The organism is Bordetella parapertussis, assembly GCF_020735925.1.
In the GTDB taxonomy this organism is placed as follows: Bacteria; Pseudomonadota; Gammaproteobacteria; order Burkholderiales; family Burkholderiaceae_B; genus Bordetella; species Bordetella pertussis.
In genome coordinates, this window is the sequence record NZ_CP085971.1 from 3,496,158 (window position 1) to 3,516,690 (window position 20,533).

Consider the following 20,533-nt stretch of genomic DNA (forward strand, 5'->3'; position numbering starts at 1 on the left):
GCGCCGCGCCGCGGCGCCCTGTCCCGTCCGCCTCACCGCGCACCCGCTCATGCTGAACAAGCTCTGGCTCGCCTTCTTCCTGACCGCCGCCGCCGCGGCCCTGTACCGCTGGCTGGGCCTGGGCGAACCCGACGTCTTCCAGGCCATGGTGGTCTCGCTGTTCGACATGGCGCGCGTGTCGGTGGAAGTGATGGTGCTGCTGTTCGGCACGCTCACCCTGTGGCTGGGCTTTCTGCGCATCGCCGAAGCCGCCGGGCTGGTCGAGCGGCTGGCCAGCCTGCTGGGGCCCCTGTTCGCGCGCCTGATGCCCGAGGTCCCGCGCGGGCATCCCGCCATCGGCCTCATCACGCTGAACTTCGCCGCCAATGGCCTGGGGCTGGACAACGCCGCCACGCCGATCGGCCTGCGCGCCATGCGCGAGCTGCAGTCGCTCAATCCCAATCCCGATACGGCCAGCAATGCGCAGATCCTGTTCCTCGTGCTCAACGCATCGTCGCTCACCCTGCTGCCGGTCACGCTGTTCATGTTCCGCGCCCAGCAGGGCGCGGCCGATCCGACGCTGATCTTCCTACCCATCCTGCTGGCCACCAGCGCCTCGACGCTGGCCGGCCTGCTGGCCGTCGCGTTCTGCCAGCGCCTGCGCCTGCACGACCCGGTGGTGCTGGCATGGCTGGGCAGCGCCGCGCTGGCCTTGGGCGCGTTCATGGTGATGCTGGCCGGCATGTCGGCCGCCGCGATCGCCGCGCTGTCCTCGCTGCTGGGCAACCTGACGCTGTTCGCGGTGCTGCTGGCGTTCCTGGTGGCGGGCGCCTGGAAGAAGGTGCCGGTCTACGAGACCTTCATCGCCGGCGCCAAGGACGGCTTCAACATCGCCCGTGACCTGCTGCCCTACCTGGTGGCCATGCTGTGCGCGATCGGCGTGCTGCGCGCCTCGGGCGCGCTGGATTTCGCGCTCGACGGCATGCGCTGGCTGGCGCATGCCGCCGGCTGGGACACGCGCTTCGTCGACGCGCTGCCCACCGCCCTGGTCAAGCCCTTCTCGGGCAGCGCGGCGCGCGCCATGATGCTCGAAACCATGAGCCACTTCGGCGTGGACAGCTTTCCGGCGCTGCTGGCGGCGGTCATGCAGGGCAGCACCGAAACCACTTTCTACGTGCTGGCCGTGTACTTCGGCTCGGTCGGCATCGTGCGGGCGCGCCACGCCGTGGGTTGCGCGCTGGCCGCCGACCTGGCCGGCGTGCTGGCCTCAATCGGCGTGTGCTACTGGTTCTTCGGCTAGGGCTATTCCACCTTCAGGATCTTCAGGCCGTTGGTGCCGCCGCTGTCGCGGTAGAAATCGCCCTTGGTCAGGATGACCCAGTCGCCCGCCGCGACACGGCCACGCTTCTTCAGCTCGTCGATGGCCGCGTTGCTCAAGTCGGCCGGGTCGTATTCGGCCGGCGCGAAGGGCACCGTGTAGACGCCGCGAAACAGCGCCGCGCGCCGCTGCGTGGGACCATGCGGGCTGTAGCAGTAGATCGGCACGCCCGAACGGATGCGCGACATGATCAGCGGCGTGTGCCCGCTTTCGGTCAGCGCGATGATGGCCTTCACGCCCGGGAAATGGTTGGCCGCGTACATGGCCGCCAGCGCGATGGTCTCGTCGCAGCGCGTGAACGTCTCGCCCAGGCGATGGTGCGAATGCGTGGTGGTAGGGTGCTTCTCCGCCCCCAGACAGACCCGTGCCATCGCCGCCACCGCCTCGATCGGATACTGGCCCGAGGCGCTTTCGGCCGACAGCATGACGGCGTCCGTGTAGTCGAGCACCGCGTTGGCCACGTCCGACACCTCGGCGCGCGTGGGCATGGGGCTGGCCACCATGGACTCCATCATCTGGGTGGCCGTGATGACCACCTTGTTCAGCGTACGCGCGTGCTGGATGATGCGCTTCTGGATGCCGACCAGTTCGGCGTCGCCCACTTCCACGCCCAGGTCGCCGCGCGCCACCATCACGCCGTCGCTGGCGCGGATCAGCGCATCCAGCGCGTCGTCGTCGGCCACCGCCTCGGCGCGCTCGATCTTGGCGATGATCCAGGCCTGGCTGCCGGCCGCGCGCAGCAGCGCGCGGGCTTCATCGATGTCGGCCCCATAGCGCGGAAACGATACGGCCACGTAGTCCAGCTCCATCTCGGCGGCCAGCTTGATGTCGGTGCGGTCCTTGTCGGTGAGGCTGGGCGCCGAAAGGCCGCCGCCGCGCCGGTTGATGCCCTTGTTGTTCGACAGCGGCCCGCCCACCGTCACGGTGGTGTGGACCTCCTCGGCCCCCACGCTGTCGACCACCAGCACCACGCGGCCATCGTCGAGCAGCAGCTCGTCGCCAGGGCGGCAGTCCTGCACCAGCTCGGGATAATCGATACCCACGATGGTTGCGTCGCCGGCCTCCTTGGAATGTGAACGCGACAGCGTGAAAGGCTGGCCGGCCTGCAGGGTGACCTGCTGGTCGGTGAAGCGGGCGATCCGGATCTTCGGGCCCTGCAAGTCGCCCATGAGGGCCACGAAGCGCCCTTGCTCGGCCGCCAGCTCGCGCACCAGCCGCACGCGCTCGCGATGGTCCTGCGCGCTGCCGTGCGAGAAATTCAGGCGGGCCACGTCCATGCCGGCGCGTATCAGCCCGTCGAGCCGCTCGGGCGTGGACGTGGCGGGCCCCAGGGTGGCAACGATTTTGGTGCGGCGCAGTACGGGCATGTAGGCTCTCTCCGACGAAAACACGACAAGCCTGTATGGTACGACGCCCCGGGTCGCGCGGGTATCATAGGCGCTCGCCTTGCCGCGCCAGGAGCCGCACCATCGTGAAGATCGTCATCGCGCCCGATTCATTCAAGGAAAGCCTGTCGGCCCCCGACGCCGCCGCCGCCATCGCGCGCGGCGTCCGGCAGGCCTGTCCCGGCGCCCATACCCTGTGCATCCCGATGGCCGACGGCGGCGAAGGCACGGTCCAGGCCGTGCTGGCCGCCACCGGCGGCCAATGGCGCGAAACAACCGTGCGCGGCGCGCTGGGCGAACCGGTGCGGGCCCGCTGGGGCTGGCTGCCCGATGACGCCACCGCGGTCATCGAAATGGCCGCCGCGGCCGGCCTGGAACTTGCCCCGCCGGCGCAGCGCGATCCCTTGCGCGCCTGCAGCCATGGCGTGGGCGAACTGATCCGCGCCGCTTTGGATGCCGGCGCGCGGCGCCTCATCGTGGGCTTGGGCGGGTCGGCCACCAACGACGGCGGCGCGGGCATGCTGACAGCGCTGGGTGTACGGTGACTGGATGCGGACGGCCGGGCACTGGCGCCCGGCGGCGCGGCGCTGGCCGATGTGCGGCAGGTGGACGCCAGCGGCCTGGACGCGCGCCTGCGCGGCGTCGTGGTCGAGATCGCCTCCGACGTCGACAATCCGCTGTGCGGCCCGCACGGCGCCTCGCATACCTTCGGTCCGCAGAAGGGCGCTACCCCGGAACAGGTACGGCAGCTGGACGCCGCCCTGGCGCACATGGCCGAAATCGTGACGCGGGCGGGGCATCCCGACCAGCGCGCGGCGCCGGGCGCCGGCGCCGCCGGCGGCCTGGGCTATGCCGCGCTCGCCTTCCTGTCGGCGCGCTTGCGCCCGGGGGTGGAGATCGTCGCCGAACTGGGCCAGCTGGCACAGGCGGTGGCCGGCGCCACCCTGGTGTTCACCGGCGAAGGCCGCATCGATGCGCAGACGCTGCGCGGCAAGACCCCGGCCGGCGTGGCCCGCATCGCCAGCGCCGCCGGCGTGCCGGTGGTGGCGCTGGCCGGCTCGCTGGGCGAGGGATACCAGGACCTGCATGCGGGCGGCATCACGGCGGCATTCAGCCTGGCGCCCGGCCCCATCACGCTGCAGCAGGCCTGCGAGCAGGCCGAAACACTGCTGGCCGAGCGGGCCCGCGACATCATGCAACTATGGGTCGCGGCAGGACGCCGCATGCTCTAGGGCCGAGCCGCCCCGGCGCGGCGCGCGCCGTTCAGGGACGGGCCAGCCCCGGCGCGCCGGCCGCCAGCAAGGCGTCGGCCAGGCCGATGAATTGCGCCACGCCCACTTCCTCGGCGCGCGCGGTCGGTGCAATGCCCAGCTCGTCCCAGGGGGTCAGGGCCGCCCAGTCGCCCAGCACGCGGCGCAGCATCTTGCGCCGCTGCGAAAAAGCCCGCGCCACCACCGTCTCGAACGCCGCGTCGCTGGCCGGACGCAACCGGTCGGCCGGCAGCGGCGCCATGCGCACCACCGCCGATACCACGCGCGGCGGCGGATCGAACGCCTCGGGCGCAACGTCGAACAGCATCTCCATGCGATAGCGGGCCTGCAGCATGACCGACAGGCGGCTGTAGTCGCCGCTGCCGGGCTCGGCCACCATGCGGTCGATGACCTCGCGCTGCAGCATGAAATGCTGGTCGCGCACCTGTTCGGCGGCGCCCATCAGGTGAAACAGCAGCGGGCTGGAAATGTTGTACGGCAGATTGCCCACCACCCTCAGCCCCTGGCCGAACTGCGCGAAATCGACCGTCAAGGCGTCGGCCTCGACCACGGTCAGCCGTTCGGCGGGGTACTGCCGGCGCAGGCGCGCGGCCAGATCGCGGTCGATCTCGACCGCGGTCAGGTGATCGATGCGATCGAGCAAAGGGCGGGTCAACGCCGACAGGCCCGGACCGATCTCGACCACGCGGTCGTCGCGCGCGGGCCCGATGGCCCGCACGATCGACTCGACCACGCTCTCGTCGGTCAGGAAATGCTGGCCGAAGCGCTTGCGCGCCTGGTGTGCTGACATGAAATGGACCGGTCCTGTCGGATGCTAACGGTTGTTCTGTTCCAGCCGCTCTTGCTTCTCGAGGCGGTTGTCGATGAACGCCTGCGAACGCAATTGCTCGAGCCAGTCCTCGAAGGCCGGCACGGCGCGGCGCTCGAACAGCAGCTGGCGGGCGCGCATGCGCTGCACTTCGTCGGACACGTCGTGCTCGCGGCGCTCCAGCACCTGGATCAGGTGCCAGCCGAACGGCGACAGCACGGGCGGGCTGATTTCGTTGGGCTGCAGCGCATTCATGGCGGCCTCGAACGGCGGCACCGTGTCGCCCGGGTTCACCCAGCCCAGGTCGCCGCCCTGCGGCGCGGTCGAATCCTGGGAATACTGACGGGCCATGTCCTCGAATTTCACCGCGCCGCCCTGCAGGCGCTCGCGGATCTGCTCCAGGCGCTGGCGCGCCTGGTCGTCGGTCATGACGGTGGAGGTCTTGATCAGGATGTGGCGCGCGTGCGTCTGCGTCACGCGCACCGGCCCTTGCGGCGCGGCCACCGACGGCCCTTCCTGGAACGAGGACGGCTGCTGCGGCGCCGGCGCGGGCGCCGGCCGGGCGGCCTGCGCGGGCTGGCCGCCACCGGCGCGGTCGACCACCTTCAGGATATGGAAACCGTTGCCGCTTTGCACCAGCCCCGACACCTGGCCAGCGGACAGCGAGCCGGCCGCCTTGACGAACAGATCCGGCCAGCCGTCCAGCGGGCGCGCGCCCATCATGCCGCCCTGCAGCGCTTCGGGGCCGTCGGAATTGGCGGCGGCCAGGCTGGCGAAGTCATCGCCCTTCTTGGCGCGGGCGAGCAAGCCCTCGGCCTTCTTGCGCAAGGCCGCGACCTGGTCGGGTGACGAGCCTTCCGGCACCCGCACGAGGATCTGCGCCAGCACCAGCATCGCCGGCCCGGACTGCGCCGGTTGCCGCGGCTGGGGCTGGGGCTGCTGCGGCGCCGGCGCACGCGTGGCCTGGGCGGCGGCGGGATTGCGTTCCTGGTCTTTCAGGAAGGCATCCACTTCAGCATCGGAAATAATGATATTGGCGTCCACGGCGCGCTGGCGCAGGCGGTCCATGCGGATATCGTCGCGCAGGGACTTGCGGTACTGCTCCCAGGTCACGCCGCTTTTCTCGATTTCGGCGCGCATGGCCGCCGGCGTGATCTTGTTGCGCGAGGCAATCATGTTGATCGCCTGGTCGACCTGCGCCTCGTCGACGCGGATGCCCATGCGGTCGACTTCCTGGCGCTCCAGGCGCTCCATGATCAGGCGCTGCAGCACCTGCTTCTGCAGGGTGCGCTCGTCGGGCACCTGGATGCCGCGTTTTTGCAGGTCCGCAGAGGCCAGCTTGGACGCCTCGCGCACTTCGCGCAGGGTAATGACATCCTTGTTGACGATCGCGGCGATACCGTCGACGAACTGCTCGCTCGGCGCCGGCGTGGCCGGCTTCTGGTCGCCTTTCGGCGCCGGCTTGGCCGGCTGGGCCTGCGCGGCCGACAGGGGCAGGCCCGCCGCCAGCATCAACGCCAGTACCGTGCCGGACATGCGGCGCAGGGAATGCAAGCTACGCATCATTCATACCTTTCAAAAGTCGTGCCCGTAGGCGTCGGTGGAACCACCGATTGGTAGCCCGGGATGCTCCTATTGAGCAGGCTGATCGGATCGGTACCCAAGGCACCCAGCCCAGTCAGCTCAAGCTGGAAGAACAGCGCCGTGTTGGTGTCGGCAGCCGACACCGCGTAGCGCTGGTAGACCACACGGCCCACCCAGCAACAGTCGCCCTTGTACTCCAGCCCGGCAATGGCCTGCGTCACGCGCGGCGACTGCTCGGCCGCCGCCGCCGTGGCGGGCTCGGAGCGCAGCGAGTAATCGACCCGGCCCACGCCATACCAGCGGCGATGTATCGGCCATTGCACCGCCAGGCTGACCTGGTTCTGGCCCTGCGGCTGATACGAAATGCCGGGCAGCGGATCGCGCTGGTAGCGGTAGGCCACCGCCACCGTGGTCAGGCGCTGCGGCGACCAGCGCGCGCTGACCATGCCGCGCGACCATTTGTTGTCGTACGGGTTGTACTGCGCCGCCACGTCGGTGGTCAGCGTATCGGTAAGCGCCGCGGTGGCGCCCACCAGGAAGTCCGAACGCACATTCTTGCGCGGCTGCTCCGCCGGCAGGGTGACTTCCTGGTCCTGGAAATAGATGCGCTGCGCCGCCGACAGCGACAGGCGCTCGAAACCGGTGTTGGCGTCCAGCCAGCGCGTGGTCAGCGCCGCCGTGAGCTGGTTGGCGTTGGCGATGCGGTCCCAGCCGCCGGTGTAGATGTTCTCCTGGAACGCCTGGTCGAAACTGAAATCGGCCAGCGTCGTGTCGTAGACCGGCAGCGCGGACTGGTCGCGATACGGCACGCGCAGATAGTACAGGCGCGGCTCCAGCGTCTGCGTGGCGGCCTTGCCGAACAGCGAGGCGTCGCGCTCGAAGATCATGCCCGCGTCCAGCGACATGATGGGCACGGTGCGCGATTCGGTGCGCTTGTAGTTCGACAGGCCGATCCGGTTCCAGTCGCGGTTGTACCAGTCGGTGCGGTACTGGGTATAGTGCACGCCCACCTTGGGCACCAGGAACCAGCCCGGTCGCACGATGGGATACGAAACCGTGGGATAGGTCTGCAAGCGGTCGCCATCGGGGCCCAGGCGGCGGCCGTTGAGCAAGGGGCGCTGGAACCGCACCGCCGTGCTCACCCATTCCGCGTCGAAACCGCCCCAATCGTAGCGCGCCCCCTTGAGCCACAGCTCCGGCACCTTGTCGTAGGGCGGCGCCAGCGGCGCGTCCGGGTCTTGCAGGGTCTGGTACTTGTAGACTTGCGCGTAGGTCTGCCAGTAGGTGCTGGACCAGCCCACCCGGCCACGTCGCGGCAGATAAGTGGTCGACGCCGTATTGAGCCCCAGCTCGGAGATGTCGCGGAAGTAGTTGTCGTCCGACGCCCCGGCGATATCCCAATCGGTATAGAAGCCATTGCCCAGGAGCTGCCGGTGATACGTGCGGTACATCCAGCGATCGCGGCCGGTCTCGTTGTCGTCGGGCAGGTAGGTGCCGATCGCCACGCCCCGGTAGCCCGAGCCCAGGTAGCGGAACTCGCCGCCCAGCTGCGCGCCGCGCTTGCTCAGGTAGCGCGGCACCAGCGTCAGGTCATAGTTGGGCGCCAGGTTGAAATAGTACGGCAGCGAGATGTCGAACCCGCTGTTGCTGGTGGTGCCGTAGGTGGGCATCAGGAAGCCCGACTTGCGCTCTTTCTTGACCGGGAAGGTCAGGTAGGGCGAGGCCAGGATGGGCACATCCTTGAAATACAGCACCCCGTTGCGCGCCACCCCTTCGTTCTCGTCGAAATCCAGGTCTACCGTATCGGCCTTGATGTACCACGACGGCTTGGGGCACGGGCAGCCGCTGTAGGTGACCTGGCTCAGCCGCATCTGCGACTTGCTGAAGATGTCCGCGTGCCGGGCCTGCGCCGTGCCGCCGCTGGCGCCGATCCAGAAATTGGGCTCCTGGATCTCGCCGCTGTAGGTATCGACGTTCAGGCGCGCCGACGGGCCGGTGATCAGCGTGCCGTCGCGCAGCATGCGCGCGCTGCCCTGCACGTCCACATCGCCGGTATCGCGCCGGTAATTGATGCGGTCGCCCTTGATGATGCCGTCCACCCGGCGCACCTGGGCATTGCCCGTCAGGGTGACCTCGCTATCCGGGTCGCCGCTGATCTGGTCGGCCTCCATGAAGGCCGGGATCTTTTCGTCCGGCAGCCGATGCACGCGCAGCCCGGGCGAGGTGCGCAGGACCGGCGCGCCGATCGAGGCCGAGGAGGCGCTGGCCGCGGCCGAATCCTGATTGCCCTGAGCCTGAACGGCCCCGGCTACGCTGAAAGCTGAAAGGATCAACCACCGGAGCATGCGCACGAGGGAAACAACGCCTTATGAATGAGGCCGCCCGGGCGGGACTGGCCCCGACCGACGGCTGGAATGACCCGGTATTATAGAGAAGCCGGGCGATAGGGGAATTCCTGTTTTGCCCGGCACCGGCCTACCCATCCGGGGCCGCCGGGATCCCGAAACCATCGAGACGCGCTGCTTGAACAACGACCAAGACTCCCGCCTGGCCCTGATCCACGCGTGGCTGCAAACCCTGCCGGGCTCGCTCGGCCTGCGCCCCGAGACCATGGAGCCCGCCTCCAGCGACGCCAGCTTCCGCCGCTATTTCCGCCTGCAGGCGGCGGCCGGCACCCTGATCGTCATGGATGCCCCGCCGCCCCACGAGGACGTGCGCCCCTTCGTGCACATCGACGGCCTGCTGCGCGAGGCCGGCGTCAACGTGCCCGAAATCGTGGCCCAGGACGCCGGGCAAGGCCTGCTGCTGCTGTCCGACCTGGGGCAGGACACCTTCTACCAGCGTATCCGCGCCGGCATCAGCGACGCCCAGCTCCAGTCGATGTACCGGGACACCCTGGCCACGCTGGTGCGCCTGCAGCAGGCCAGCACGGCCGGGCTGCCGGCCTACGACGGCGCCCGGCTGGCGGCCGAGCTCGAACTCTTCCCCGAATGGTATGTCGGCCGCCACCACGGCGTGACGCTGGACGACAAGACGGCCGCCGCGCTGCGGCAGATATTCGGCCTGCTGGCGGCCGAGGGCGACACGGGCCACCGGGTGCTGGTGCACCGCGACTTCCACTCGCCCAACCTGATGGTCTGCGACGAGCCGCGCTACGGCCCGAATCCCGGCGTCATCGACTTCCAGGACGCGCTGGCCGGCCCGCTCACGTACGACCTGGCTTCGCTGGTCACCGACGCCCGCACCACCTGGGAAGAGCCGCAGCAGCTGGATTGGGCGATCCGCTACTGGGAGCTGGCACGCGCCGCCGGCCTGCCGGTGGACGCCGATTTCGCGCAGTTCCACCGCGCCTACGAATGGACGGGCCTGCAGCGCAACCTGCGCATCCTGGGCGTGTTCGCCCGCCTGAACCACCGCGACGGCAAATCCATCTACCTGTCGCACATGCCGCGCGTCAGCGGCTACGTGCGCCAGGTGGCGCAGCGCTATGGCGCGTTCGCGCCGCTGCTGCGCCTGCTGGACAAGCTGGACGACCGCCAGGTCCAGGTCGGGTACACCTTCTGATGCGCGCCATGATCCTGGCCGCCGGCCGCGGCGAACGCATGCGCCCGCTGACCGACACCACGCCCAAGCCCCTGCTGGCCGTGGGCGGCAAGCCGCTGATCGTCTGGCATATCGAACGCCTGGTGGCCGCCGGCCTGCGCGACATCGTCATCAACCACGCCTGGCTGGGCCAGCGCATCGTCGACCACCTGGGCGACGGCGGCGCCTACGGCGCGCGCCTGCGCTACTCGGCCGAAGCGGCGGCGCTGGAAACCGCGGGCGGCATCGCCCAGGCCCTGCCCCTGCTGGGCGACGCCCCCTTCCTGGTCATCAATGGCGATATCTGGTGCGACTGGGATCCCGCCCAGGCCCGGCGCCAGGCCGCGGCCCTGGACGCCGCCGGCGCGCAAGCCTGGCTGCTGCTGGTGGACAACCCGCCCCAGCATCCGCAGGGCGACTTCCGGCTGGAAGACGACGGGCGGGTCGCCGACGACGGCGCGCCGAAGCTGACTTTCGCGGGAATCGGCCTTTACCGGCCCGCCCTGTTCGATCCTGTGGCGCGCAGCAGCGCCGCCCCGCTGGCCCCGCTGCTGCGCCAGGCCATGGCGCGGCGGGCGGTCATCGGCGCGCGGCACGCCGGCCGCTGGACCGACGTGGGTACCCCCCAGCGGCTGGCCGCGCTGGACGGCCAGTTGCGCCCGGAAGGCACGTAACGTCACGTATTTCACGTCATCTACGGACGAAACCAGAGGTATCCGCCGGTCGCCAAGGAGGCTGCAACGCGGTATCCTCTACCACTTTGGCCCGAAGACACGCATGCTGTCTTCGCTGATTCTGCTACAGGAAATTCTCTCGCATGGCGTTCGGACGATCACAACGGCAAGTATTCAAGCCCTCGGTGTATCAGCCCGGTAAACGCACCCGGCGCATGCCGCGCTGGCTGGTGTTGCTGCTGGTGGGCATTGCGCTCGGCGCGGGCGGCGTGCTGTTCCTGCAGACCAACTACGGCCCGCAACGGCTGACCGTCGAGCAATCCGAACAACTGCACACCGAACTGAGCGCCGCCAACCTCGAGCGCCAGCGCCTGCAGACCCAGCTGGACGAAGCCATCGGCCAGCGCGACGCCAACAAATCCACCCACGAACAGCTCACGACCGACCTGGCGCAAGCGCGTACGCGCATCGATACGCTGAACCAGGAGCTGCTGCTGTTCCAGGACGCCATGCCGCCCGACCCGCGCGGCGGCGACATCGGCGTGCGCTCCGCCGTGTTCAAGCGCCAGCCGGGCCAGCTGAGCTACCAGGTGCTGATCATGCGCGAGAACCATGCGGGTCCGGCCTTCAAGGGCAATGTAACGCTGGCCATCGAAGGCAACTACGCCAACGGCCGCCGCGGCACGCTCACGCCCGATCCGCTGGCGCTGGACCTGCAGCGCTACAACAATACCCAGGGCGTCCTGCCGCTGCCCGACGGCTTCACGCCGCGCTCGGTCACCATCCGCGTGCTGGACGGCCAGCAGAAGCAGCACGCCATGCGCATCTACTACGTGCGCGGCTGATCCGCGCGCGCCGGCAAGCCGGTGGCGCCCAGGCGCCCGGCCGCCTCGTCCATGAACTGCGCCATGCGCACATCCAGCTCGGTCACCCCGCCGGCGTCATGGGTGGTCAGCGTCACGTCGACCCGGTTGTAGACATTGCGCCATTCCGGGTGGTGGTCCATTTTCTCGGCGAACATCGCCACGCGCGCCATGAAGCCGAACGCGGCATTGAAATTGTCGAACCGATAGCGCTTCTCGATGGCGTCGCGCCCGGCCGCCGCGTTCCAGCCCTGCAAGGCCGGCAGCGCCACCTCGGCGCCGATACGCATCGGAAATTCCGTACTCATCGCAAACTCCCCGCGGCCGCGTCCGCCAGCCGGCATGGGCGGCGGACGCGCCGCCCTGTCTATTGCTTGACCGCGTACAGATAGACTTCGACGCGGCGGTTGGCGGCCCGGCCCTCGGCCGTCGCATTGTCGCCGACCGGGTCGTTGGCGCCGCGGCCCTCGACCGTCATGCGCCCCTGCGCCACGCCCTGCTTGCCCAGGTAGGACGTCACGGCGCGCGCGCGATTGACCGACAGTTGCTGGTTGTGCGCCGCCGAGCCGGTACTGTCGGTATGGCCCACCACCTTGGTGCGCAGTTCCGGATGCTGGTTCAGGGCGCGCGCCACGCTGTCGAGCACCGGCAGCAAGGCCGGCTTGAGCTGCGACTTGTCGGTGTCGAACGATACGTTGCTGGGAATGTTGACCTTCAGGCTGCCATCCGGCATCTCGACCACATCGATGCCCAGCGACGACGCGCCGGACTGCTGCACGTCCTGCTTGACGCCCGACCAGTTGTAGCCGATCAGGCCGCCGGCCACCGCGCCGATGCCGGCGCCGATCGCGGCGCCCTTGCCGTGGCCGATCAGGGCGCCGATACCCGCGCCCACCGCCGCGCCCGCGCCCGTGCCGATCGCGGTATTGGTCTGCTGCGGTGTCGCGCAGCCCGAAATGAGCAGGGCAGCGGCACTGACGACGGCGACGCGCATGATGGTTGTTCTTGCTTGCATGACGACCTCCTCGACGGTAGGGACAGGACCGGCAGGCACCGGCTCGACCATGCTAGCAAGCGGCAGACGGCGCACTCGAAACATTTTGTATATTCCTGCCGGCCCACCCGGAATCACGCATCCTTGTAGCGTTCCTCCAGCTCGTCATACAACGGCTTGCCCACCAGCCGTTGCCGCTCCAGGAAAGGCGCGAGCAACGCCGGGTCCTCGTCCAGCTTGCCGTCGCGCCTGAGCGCGCCCAGCGCGCGCTGCATGCCCAGCACCGCCCCCTGCAATGTCGCATTGGCGTACAGCACCACGCTGTAGCCCAGGCGCCCGAGTTGCGCGGCCGGCATGGGCGGCGTCTTGCCGCCCACCACGATATTGACCAGCAGCGGCTGGCTCAGCAGTTGCGGCAGCTTGCCCACCTCGTCCTGGTCGACGATCGCCTCGACGAACAGGATGTCCGCGCCCGCCTCGGCGAAACGCCGGGCGCGCTCGATGGCGGCGTCGAAACCCTCGACAGCGCGCGCGTCGGTGCGGGCGATGATGAGGAAATCCTCGTCGCGCCGCGCGTCGGCCGCCGCCTTGATCTTCGACACCATCTCGGACAGCGGCGCCACGCTCTTGCCGGCGAAGTGGCCGCAGCGCTTGGGAAACACCTGGTCTTCCAGCTGGATGGCATCGGCCCCGGCGCGCTCCAGCACCCGCACGGTATGCCATACATTGACCGCGTTGCCGAAGCCGGTGTCGGCGTCGACGATCAGGGGCAACTCGACCGCATCGCGGATGCGCGAGGTCGCGTCGGCCACGTCGCGCAAGCCGATGATGCCCAGGTCCGGCGCGCCGTAATGCATGTTGGTCAGGCCCGCGCCGGTCAGGTAGACCGCCTCGAACCCCTGGTCCGCCACGATCCTGGCGCTCATCGCGTTGAACGCGCCCGCCACCAGCATGCCATTGCGCTGCGCGACCCGTTCGCGCAGCACCCGTTTGGTCGAATTGCTCATTGCCCATGCTCTCCTTGCAGGAAGCCGGCCTGCGCCGGGCCGCCGTTGATGATGCGCTCCCCACGCCGCGCGGCTTCACGCGCAGGTCGGGCTGGCCCCAGCAGCATATACCAGGCGGCCCCGAATGATTCTTGGCGCCGCGTCCAGGACAGGAATGGCAGATGCAAACCCTTACCAGCCGCGCGTGCGGGCGCCACGGCGGCGCAGGCCGCGCGAGCTTATAATTTTTCCTGGATCGCCCACCCGGTGCGACGCGCCATCGGGAACGGCGCCAGCAAGATCGCGCGTCGATTCCTCATGCGCCGCCGGCAGCATCGCCGCGACGCGCAAGGGGCACACCATGTCACGCAAATATATCGACTGCCGTGAGTTTCCCAGCGAAATGAACTGCTCGGTCGCGCTGTCGGCCGACAGCGACGCCGAACTCCTGGAAGCCGCGGTCCAGCACGCCACCACCGTGCACAAGCACGCCGACACCCCGGAGTTGCGCGCGCAACTCAAGACCATGTTCCATGAGGGCACGCCGCCGCTCGCGGCGCAGGCCGGCAGCCGCGCCTGACCACGGGCCGGGCCGCACGCGGCCCGGCCGCAGGCGCCGTCAACCGAAGACCGTGGCCAGCGCCCGGTCGATCGCGCCGCACAGTTCGTCCACCTCGTCGCGCGTCAGGATCAGCGGCGGGGCCAGACACAAGGTCGTATTGAGACCGGGCAGCGCGCGCGTGATCACGCCGATCAGCACGCCCTGCGCCTTGCACTGCGCCACCACGCGCTTGGCGTCGGCCTCGGAAACCGGCGTTTTCGCCGCCCGGTCGCTCACCAGTTCCACGCCCTGCAGCAAACCCTTGCCGCGCACGTCGCCGATGACGGCATGCTTGTCGGCCAGTTGGCGCAGGCACGCCTGCAAGTAGTCGCCCACCTGCGCGGCATGCTCGACCAGCCCCTCCTCCTCGAGGATGCGCAGGTTCTCCAGCGCCGCCGCCGCGCTGCCCGCGCAGCCGCCGAAGGTGGAGACGTCGCGGAAGAAACTGAGGGGATCGTCCGGTTCGTCCTTGAACTGCTCGAAGATGCGCTCGTGCGTCACCGTGCAGGCAATGGCCGCATAGCCCGAGGCCGTGCCCTTGGCCAGCGTGACGAAATCCGGCTCGATGTCGAAATGCTGGTAGCCGAACCATTTGCCGGTGCGCCCCAGGCCGCACACGACCTCGTCGATATGCAGCAGCACATCGTGGCGCCGGCAGATCTCCTGCACGCGGCGCCAGTAGCCCTCGGGGGGCACGATGATGCCGCCGCCGGCGGTGATGGGTTCGAGGCAGAGCAGCCCGACCGTTTCCGGGCCTTCGCGCAGGATGACCTCCTCGATGGCGTCGGCGGCGCGCTCGCCGTAGTTCGCCACATCCCATTGCTTGCGGTACTCCAGGCAGTGCGGCACCTGGACGAAACCGTCGGGAAACGGACCGTACTGCGCCGCCCGCTCGGGCTGGCCCGCCGCCGCCAGCGTGGCGATCGACGATCCGTGATAGTCCCGCTCGCGAAACAGGATCTTGTATTTCCTGCCGGCATGGTGGCGCGCGGAGATCTGGCGCACCATCTTGAATACCTTCTCGTTGGCCTCGGAGCCCGAGTTCGAAAAATACACCCGGCTCATGCCCGGCATCTTCGAGACCAGCTGCCTGGCGAACAGCGCGCCGGGCACATTGCCCGCGCTTTGCGCGAAATAGTTCAGCTTGAGCATCTGGTCGCGCATGGCGTTGGCGATCCGCTCCCGCCCGTAGCCGACATTGACGGTCCAGAGTCCGCCGGCCGTGGCGTCCAGGTACTCCTTGCCGCTGGCATCGCGGATACGCGTGCCCTTTCCTTCAACCACCACCCAGGGGGCCGTGGCCTGCAGGGCGTCGTGCTGCAGCATGTGATGCCAGATGGCATTGCGGTCGTCTTCGACGACGCTGTGAAGATCATTGATCGTTGCCAAGTCGTTCATGGAAACCTTCCGCTGAAAGTAGGGGCTGGGAAATAAACGGGTTACACGGGGTCCACCGGGACGGGCGGCATGCCGCGCGCGGCGATGTCCTCGGCCGCCAGGAACAGCAAGTCCTCGCGGTAACGGCCGGCCGCCAGCTGGATACCCACGGGCGCCGAGCCGCACATGCCGGTCGCCACGCTCATGCACGGCAGGCCCATGAAGGCCAGGCCAAGCTGCGGCATCTGCGCCTCCCAGACGCTGTCGTAATCGGCCGCGGACCGGGTATCCAGGTCGTTGGCGAAGGGCAGGCGGGCCGACACCGGCAGCATCATCAAGGGATAGTCCTCGAAGAACAGCATCCACTGGCGCAGATAGGACGCCCGCGCCTTAAGCGCCGAACAGTAGCTTTGCAGGGTGACGCCGGCCGACTGCGGCTGGCCCCGCAGCATGGCCAGGGCGCCCGGGTCGCCCTCGGCCTGCGCCTCGGCCAGCAAGGCCGGATATTCGTCGCCCAGCCACAGGGTCACCTGGGCCACGGCGGCATCGCGCATGGGCGGAATGTCGTCCAGCTCGGCCACTTCCCAGCCGGCGTCGCGCAAGCGCGCCGCCGCATCCAGTAGCGCATCGGCCACCCCGGCGTCGATCTCCAGGCCGTCGGGCCGCAGGCACAGCGCCACCCGGCGCGGCCGGGCCGGGCCGGCCAGCGGCGCGGGCACCCACCACGGGTCGCGCGGGTCCGCGTGGGCCAGCGCGGCGAACGACAATTCGATGTCGGCCACGGTGCGGGCCAGCGGACCGGAGACCGACATGAGCTGCCCGCCCAGGCCGCGTTCGGGAAACGAAGCGTTGTAGTTGGGAATGCGCCCCAGGGTCGGGCGCAGGCCGTGCACGCCGCACGCGTAGGCCGGATACCGGATCGAGCCGGCGATGTCCGTGCCATGCGCGATGGCGCCGATGCCCGAGGCAACCGCCGCGCTGGCGCCCCCGGAAGAGCCGCCTGGCGTCAGGCTGCGGTCGAACGGGTTGTAGGTGTCGCCGTGCAGGCGGCCATTGGTGAACCAGCGCAGGCCGAACGCCGGCATGTTGGTGCGCCCGATGGGAATCGCCCCGGCCCGCTCGAAGTTGTCCACGATGGGGCTGTTGGCCGCGGCGCGGTGGTCCTTCAGCTTGCGGATGCCCATGGTGGTCGCGAAACCCGCCTGGTCGTGCGTGACCTTGACCGTCACCGGCACGCCGGCCAGCGGGCCGGGGTCCTCGCCGGCGGCGATGCGCGCGTCGACGCGGGCCGCCGCCGCCAGCGCCGCCTGGGGGTCGCTGTCGACCACGGCATTGATGCGCCCATTGACGGCCTCCATGCGGTCCAGCGCGGCGCGCACCGCCTCGCTTGCCGAGAACGCCCCCGACTTCACGCCCGCGACAATCTCGCAGGCCGACAGCCGCCACAATTCTGATGTCACGCCCCTTCCCCCTCGATGCTTCGCAAGCCGGACAGATGGCTACCGTTCGCGAAAGTTGGCAAAGTCCCAATCGCGTCCCGGCGCGGCCTCGATCAACGCGCGCGTGTAGGCGTGCGCGGGCCGCGCCAGGACATTCTCGGCCGTGTCGTGCTCCACCACGCGGCCATGCCGCATCACCATGACCTCGTCGCAGATCTGCGCGGCCACCCGCAGATCGTGCGTGATGAACAGAATCGCGATGTCCAGCTTGCGCTGCAGCGTGTCGAGCAATTCGAGCACCTGCGCCTGTACCGAGACATCGAGCGCGGACACCGCCTCGTCGGCCACCAGGACGTCGGGCCGCATGGCGATGGCGCGCGCGATGGCGATGCGCTGCCGCTGCCCGCCCGAGAACTGATGGGGATAGCGCGCCAGGGCGTCGGCCGGCAGGCCCACCAGCTCCAGCAATTCGGCCGCCTGCGCCAGCGCGGCCTGCCTGTCCTGCCCGAAGTTCACCGGCCCTTCGATCAGGCTGGCGCCGATGGTGCGGCGGGGGTTGAGCGAACGGTACGGATCCTGGAAGACGATCTGCAGATGCTTGCGAAACGGCTTGAGCTGCCTGGGGCCCAGCCGCGCGATATCGGCATCGCCGACACGGATGGCGCCTTCGCTCGGCTCGATCAGCCGCATCACGCAGCGCGCCACCGTGGACTTGCCCGAGCCGCTCTCGCCCACGATGCCCAGCGTACGGCCGGGCTGGATGCTGAACGCGACATCGTGCGCGGCCTGGACTTCCCGCCGGCGGCCCGGGAACCCGCCCATCGCATAGCGTTTCGCAAGCCCCTGCACCTGCAGCGTGGCGCACGCCTGCGGCGCGGCCCGGCCGGGCCGCGGAATCAGGCTGGGCACCGACTTGAGCAACTTGCGGGTGTAGTCCTGCCGCGGTTCGCGCAACAATTGCTCGACCGGCGCGCTCTCGACGATTTCGCCCAGGCGCATGACATAGACCCGGTCGGCGATCTCGGCCACCACCCCCATGTCATGGGTGATGAACAGCACCGCCGTATCGTGCTTGTGCTGCAGCTCGCTGATCAGCTTGAGCACCTGGTTCTGCGTGGTGACGTCCAGCGCGGTGGTCGGCTCGTCGGCGATCAGCAGCCGTGGCTCCAGCACCAGCGCCATGGCGATCATGATGCGCTGGCGCTGCCCGCCGGAGAGCTGGTGCGGATAGGACTCGTAGATACGCGCCACGTCGGACAGGTGGACCTGCTCCATGATGTCGAGCACGCGCTGCTTCTTCTCGCGCCTGGGCAGCGCCGTGTGGCTGTCCAGCACCTCTTCGATCTGCGGCCCCACCTTCATGACCGGGTTCAGGGCCGTCATGGGCTCCTGGAAAATCATGGAAATGCGCTTGGCGCGCAAGTCCCGCAAGGCGGCCGGCCCGAGGTCGAGCAGGTTCTGGCCATCGAGTTCGATGCGTCCGCCTGTCACCCGCAGATGCCCCTTGGGCAGCAGGCCCATGACCGCCAGCGAGGTCATGGACTTGCCCGAGCCGCTTTCGCCCACCAGGCAGACCGTCTCGCCCTGCCGGATATCGACGTCGATATCCCGCAGGATGGCGCTGCCGGCGCCCGGCTGCCCGTCCACCAGGGACAGGCCCGCGATGCGCAGCACCACCGGGCGATGTTGGAGATCGCGCTTGCGAAATATCATCGTTTACTCCCCCCGCCGCTTCAGGCGCGGATCGAGCATGTCGCGCGCGGTGTCGCCCAGCAGGTTGATGGACAGGATGCACAGCGACAGCAGCAGGCCCGGCCACAGCATCAGCCCCGGGCGGATCTGGAAGTACATGCGCGCTTCCGCCATGATGTTGCCCCAGGTCGGTATCTCGGTGGAGACGCCCGCCCCCAGGAACGACAGCACCGCCTCGGTCAGGATGGCCGAGGCGCAGACGTAGGTGGCCTGCACCATGAGCGGCGCCAGGGTATTGGGCATGATGTGCCGCCAGAGAATGCCGGGCATCGACGTGCCCAGCGCCAGGGCCGCCTCGACATAGGGCTCTTCGCGCGCCGACAGCACCACCGAGCGCACCAGGCGCACCACGCGCGGCACCTCCGGCACCGTAATGGCGATGATGACCGACCAGATGCTCGGCCCGTTGAGCGCGACCAGGGCGATCGCCAGCAGGATGGACGGCACCGACATCACGGCGTCCATGATGCGCATGACCACGCCGTCGAGCACGCGGAAGAACCCCGAGACCAGGCCGATGCACAGCCCCGCGGCGATGGAGATGACGGCCGCCGCCACACCCACCAGCAGCGAGACCTGGCCGCCCGCCATCACGCGCGAGAACACGTCGCGCCCCAGCGCATCCGTGCCCAGCCAATGATCCGCGCTGGCCGGCTTCAGGCGCATCAGCGGGTTGATCGCGATCGGATCGTGCGGGATGTACAGATAGGCGGCCGCCGTGGCCAGGACCAGGACCGCCAGCACCAGCGCGGCGGCAATCGGCGGCCAGCCGAAGCGGCACCATGCGGGCAGCTGAGTGACCCGGAATACGGCCTGCAGGGCGCTGGCCGGCTGCGGTAGCGTGGTCATCAGTAGCGGATCCTCGGATCGAAAATGGTATAGGACAGATCGATCAACAGATTGATGAACACGTACAGCGCGCTGGTCAGCAGGATCATCGCCTGGATGACCGGATAGTCGCGCGCCAGCACCGCGTCCACGGTCAGGCGGCCGATGCCGGGAATGTTGTAGACGCTCTCGGTCACCACCACGCCGGCGATCAGCAGCGCGAACCCCGTGCCGATGATGGTGACGATGGGCACCGCCGCGTTGCCCAGCGCGTGGCGAAACAGCACGATGCGCTCCTTGACGCCCTTGGCCCGCGCCGTACGGATGTAGTCCTCGCCCAGCACGTCGAGCATGCTGGCCCTGATCATACGCGCGATCAGCGCCACGAATACCGTGGCCAGCGTCATGCAGGGCAGGACCGCCGTGCGCAGGAACTGCTGCGGATCCTGGAACACCGAGGTAAAGCCCTGCACCGGCAGCCAGCGCAGGTCCACGGCGAAGATCTTCATCAGGATGTAGCCCACCACGAAAGCCGGGATCGAAAAGCCGATGACCGAGAACGCCATCACCGCGTAGTCGAGCCAGCTGCGATGCCGCCATGCGGCCAGCACCCCCAGCGGCACCGCGATCAGCACCGACAGGATGATTGGTCAGGGTGGCGATCTGCAGCGTCGGCCCGACCCGCTGGCCGATCAGTTTGGTGACCGGCTGCCTGGAAATGATCGACGTTCCCAGGTCGCCGGACGCAAGCTGCGTCATCCAGGTGCGGAACTGCACCGTCAGCGGCTCGGTCAGGCCCAGCGACTTGCGGATGTTCTCGATTTGGGCGGGCGTGGCCGAATCGCCGGCGATGATGGCCGCCGCGTCGCCCGGCGTCAGGCGCAGCAGCAGGAATACGAACACCGCCACGATCACCACGACCGGAATCGTGGCGAGCACGCGCCGCAGGATGTAACCGAACATCGGCCGCCCCTTGTGGATTGAGTCAGGATGGGGCGGACCGCGGCCTCTCCAGGCCGCCGGTCCGCCATG

16 protein-coding genes and 2 pseudogenes are annotated in these 20,533 nt (G+C 69.0%); 6 read left to right on the forward strand and 12 right to left on the reverse strand.

Annotated features, from left to right (window positions below):
- The first annotated feature begins 49 nt into the window (after positions 1 to 49).
- Entirely contained in the window at positions 50 to 1,279 is a 1,230-nt protein-coding gene (locus LK409_RS16475; RefSeq protein WP_010929184.1) for a nucleoside recognition domain-containing protein, read from the forward strand.
- Between the two features lie 2 nt (positions 1,280 to 1,281).
- On the opposite strand, the gene pyk is transcribed toward LK409_RS16475, so the two are convergent.
- A complete protein-coding gene (gene pyk, locus LK409_RS16480; protein ID WP_003814419.1) occupies positions 1,282 to 2,724 on the reverse strand; it encodes a pyruvate kinase in 1,443 nt (480 codons plus the stop codon).
- Positions 2,725 to 2,828: 104 nt separating this feature from the next.
- Between pyk and LK409_RS16485 the strand changes: the two are divergent.
- Positions 2,829 to 3,974: pseudogene (locus tag LK409_RS16485) on the forward strand (glycerate kinase).
- Between the two features lie 31 nt (positions 3,975 to 4,005).
- Here the strand turns inward: LK409_RS16485 and rsmA are convergent.
- The 3 genes from rsmA to LK409_RS16500 are packed head-to-tail and all read right to left on the reverse strand — an operon-like array spanning position 4,006 to position 8,756.
- A complete protein-coding gene (gene rsmA, locus LK409_RS16490; protein WP_010929185.1) occupies positions 4,006 to 4,803 on the reverse strand; it encodes a 16S rRNA (adenine(1518)-N(6)/adenine(1519)-N(6))-dimethyltransferase RsmA in 798 nt (265 codons plus the stop codon).
- Positions 4,804 to 4,827: 24 nt separating this feature from the next.
- Positions 4,828 to 6,387 (reverse strand): peptidylprolyl isomerase, encoded by a 1,560-nt coding sequence (locus LK409_RS16495; RefSeq protein ID WP_010929186.1) that lies wholly within the window; start codon positions 6,385 to 6,387, stop codon positions 4,828 to 4,830.
- Entirely contained in the window at positions 6,384 to 8,756 is a 2,373-nt protein-coding gene (locus LK409_RS16500; protein WP_003814429.1) for an LPS-assembly protein LptD, read from the reverse strand. Before LK409_RS16500 ends, LK409_RS16495 begins: the two co-directional genes overlap by 4 nt.
- A 109-nt stretch (positions 8,757 to 8,865) precedes the next feature.
- On the opposite strand from LK409_RS16500, the gene LK409_RS16505 reads away from it, so the two are divergent.
- From LK409_RS16505 to LK409_RS16515, 3 genes are all read left to right on the forward strand, one after another.
- Positions 8,866 to 9,969 (forward strand): aminoglycoside phosphotransferase family protein, encoded by a 1,104-nt coding sequence (locus tag LK409_RS16505; protein WP_010929187.1) that lies wholly within the window; start codon positions 8,866 to 8,868, stop codon positions 9,967 to 9,969.
- A complete protein-coding gene (gene murU / locus LK409_RS16510) occupies positions 9,969 to 10,661 on the forward strand; it encodes an N-acetylmuramate alpha-1-phosphate uridylyltransferase MurU (protein ID WP_010929188.1) in 693 nt (230 codons plus the stop codon). Before LK409_RS16505 ends, murU begins: the two co-directional genes overlap by 1 nt.
- Before the next feature lie 143 nt (positions 10,662 to 10,804).
- A complete protein-coding gene (locus tag LK409_RS16515) occupies positions 10,805 to 11,506 on the forward strand; it encodes a DUF6776 family protein (RefSeq protein ID WP_003814436.1) in 702 nt (233 codons plus the stop codon).
- Here LK409_RS16515 and LK409_RS16520 read toward each other — a convergent pair.
- The 3 genes from LK409_RS16520 to LK409_RS16530 all read right to left on the reverse strand — a co-directional run bounded on the left by LK409_RS16520 (position 11,491) and on the right by LK409_RS16530 (position 13,525).
- Positions 11,491 to 11,868, reverse strand: coding sequence for a 4a-hydroxytetrahydrobiopterin dehydratase (locus LK409_RS16520; protein WP_003814437.1), 378 nt, complete (start codon positions 11,866 to 11,868; stop codon positions 11,491 to 11,493). The genes LK409_RS16515 and LK409_RS16520 overlap by 16 nt on opposite strands.
- A gap of 23 nt (positions 11,869 to 11,891) precedes the next feature.
- Positions 11,892 to 12,539 (reverse strand): OmpA family protein, encoded by a 648-nt coding sequence (locus LK409_RS16525; RefSeq protein WP_010927036.1) that lies wholly within the window; start codon positions 12,537 to 12,539, stop codon positions 11,892 to 11,894.
- A gap of 113 nt (positions 12,540 to 12,652) precedes the next feature.
- Complete coding sequence (locus tag LK409_RS16530; RefSeq protein WP_003814441.1) at positions 12,653 to 13,525, reverse strand: isocitrate lyase/PEP mutase family protein; 873 nt, start codon at positions 13,523 to 13,525, stop codon at positions 12,653 to 12,655.
- Between the two features lie 340 nt (positions 13,526 to 13,865).
- On the opposite strand from LK409_RS16530, the gene LK409_RS16535 reads away from it, so the two are divergent.
- The gene (locus LK409_RS16535) at positions 13,866 to 14,084 is read left to right on the forward strand and encodes a DUF1059 domain-containing protein (protein WP_003814443.1); all 219 of its coding nucleotides are present in this window, start codon (positions 13,866 to 13,868) and stop codon (positions 14,082 to 14,084) included.
- A gap of 39 nt (positions 14,085 to 14,123) precedes the next feature.
- Here LK409_RS16535 and LK409_RS16540 read toward each other — a convergent pair whose 3' ends face one another.
- From LK409_RS16540 to LK409_RS16560, 5 genes and pseudogenes are all read right to left on the reverse strand, one after another.
- Positions 14,124 to 15,503 (reverse strand): aminotransferase family protein, encoded by a 1,380-nt coding sequence (locus tag LK409_RS16540; protein WP_003814445.1) that lies wholly within the window; start codon positions 15,501 to 15,503, stop codon positions 14,124 to 14,126.
- A gap of 41 nt (positions 15,504 to 15,544) precedes the next feature.
- Complete coding sequence (locus LK409_RS16545; protein ID WP_010927037.1) at positions 15,545 to 16,942, reverse strand: amidase family protein; 1,398 nt, start codon at positions 16,940 to 16,942, stop codon at positions 15,545 to 15,547.
- 39 nt (positions 16,943 to 16,981) lie between these two features.
- Complete coding sequence (locus LK409_RS16550) at positions 16,982 to 18,634, reverse strand: dipeptide ABC transporter ATP-binding protein (protein WP_059565530.1); 1,653 nt, start codon at positions 18,632 to 18,634, stop codon at positions 16,982 to 16,984.
- 3 nt (positions 18,635 to 18,637) lie between these two features.
- Positions 18,638 to 19,522: an ABC transporter permease gene (locus tag LK409_RS16555; protein ID WP_003814451.1), complete on the reverse strand. Its 885-nt coding sequence runs from the start codon at positions 19,520 to 19,522 to the stop codon at positions 18,638 to 18,640.
- Positions 19,522 to 20,464, reverse strand: a pseudogene (locus LK409_RS16560) (ABC transporter permease). The gene LK409_RS16555 and the pseudogene LK409_RS16560 overlap by 1 nt, the downstream one beginning before the upstream one ends.
- Positions 20,465 to 20,533: the final 69 nt, after the last annotated feature.

Bases quoted from the DNA above. Each gene is read 5' to 3' on its own strand.
- LK409_RS16520 (WP_003814437.1), bottom strand. From the start codon at position 11,868: ATGCCGGCTGGCGGACGCGGCCGCGGGGAGTTTGCGATGAGTACGGAA.
- murU (WP_010929188.1), top strand. From the start codon at position 9,969: ATGCGCGCCATGATCCTGGCCGCCGGCCGCGGCGAACGCATGCGCCCG.
- LK409_RS16535 (WP_003814443.1), top strand. From the start codon at position 13,866: ATGTCACGCAAATATATCGACTGCCGTGAGTTTCCCAGCGAAATGAAC.
- LK409_RS16555 (WP_003814451.1), bottom strand. From the start codon at position 19,522: ATGACCACGCTACCGCAGCCGGCCAGCGCCCTGCAGGCCGTATTCCGG.
- LK409_RS16515 (WP_003814436.1), top strand. From the start codon at position 10,805: ATGGCGTTCGGACGATCACAACGGCAAGTATTCAAGCCCTCGGTGTAT.
- rsmA (WP_010929185.1), bottom strand. From the start codon at position 4,803: ATGTCAGCACACCAGGCGCGCAAGCGCTTCGGCCAGCATTTCCTGACC.
- LK409_RS16525 (WP_010927036.1), bottom strand. From the start codon at position 12,539: ATGCAAGCAAGAACAACCATCATGCGCGTCGCCGTCGTCAGTGCCGCT.
- LK409_RS16475 (WP_010929184.1), top strand. From the start codon at position 50: ATGCTGAACAAGCTCTGGCTCGCCTTCTTCCTGACCGCCGCCGCCGCG.
- LK409_RS16540 (WP_003814445.1), bottom strand. From the start codon at position 15,503: ATGAACGACTTGGCAACGATCAATGATCTTCACAGCGTCGTCGAAGAC.
- LK409_RS16495 (WP_010929186.1), bottom strand. From the start codon at position 6,387: ATGATGCGTAGCTTGCATTCCCTGCGCCGCATGTCCGGCACGGTACTG.
- LK409_RS16550 (WP_059565530.1), bottom strand. From the start codon at position 18,634: ATGATATTTCGCAAGCGCGATCTCCAACATCGCCCGGTGGTGCTGCGC.
- pyk (WP_003814419.1), bottom strand. From the start codon at position 2,724: ATGCCCGTACTGCGCCGCACCAAAATCGTTGCCACCCTGGGGCCCGCC.
- LK409_RS16530 (WP_003814441.1), bottom strand. From the start codon at position 13,525: ATGAGCAATTCGACCAAACGGGTGCTGCGCGAACGGGTCGCGCAGCGC.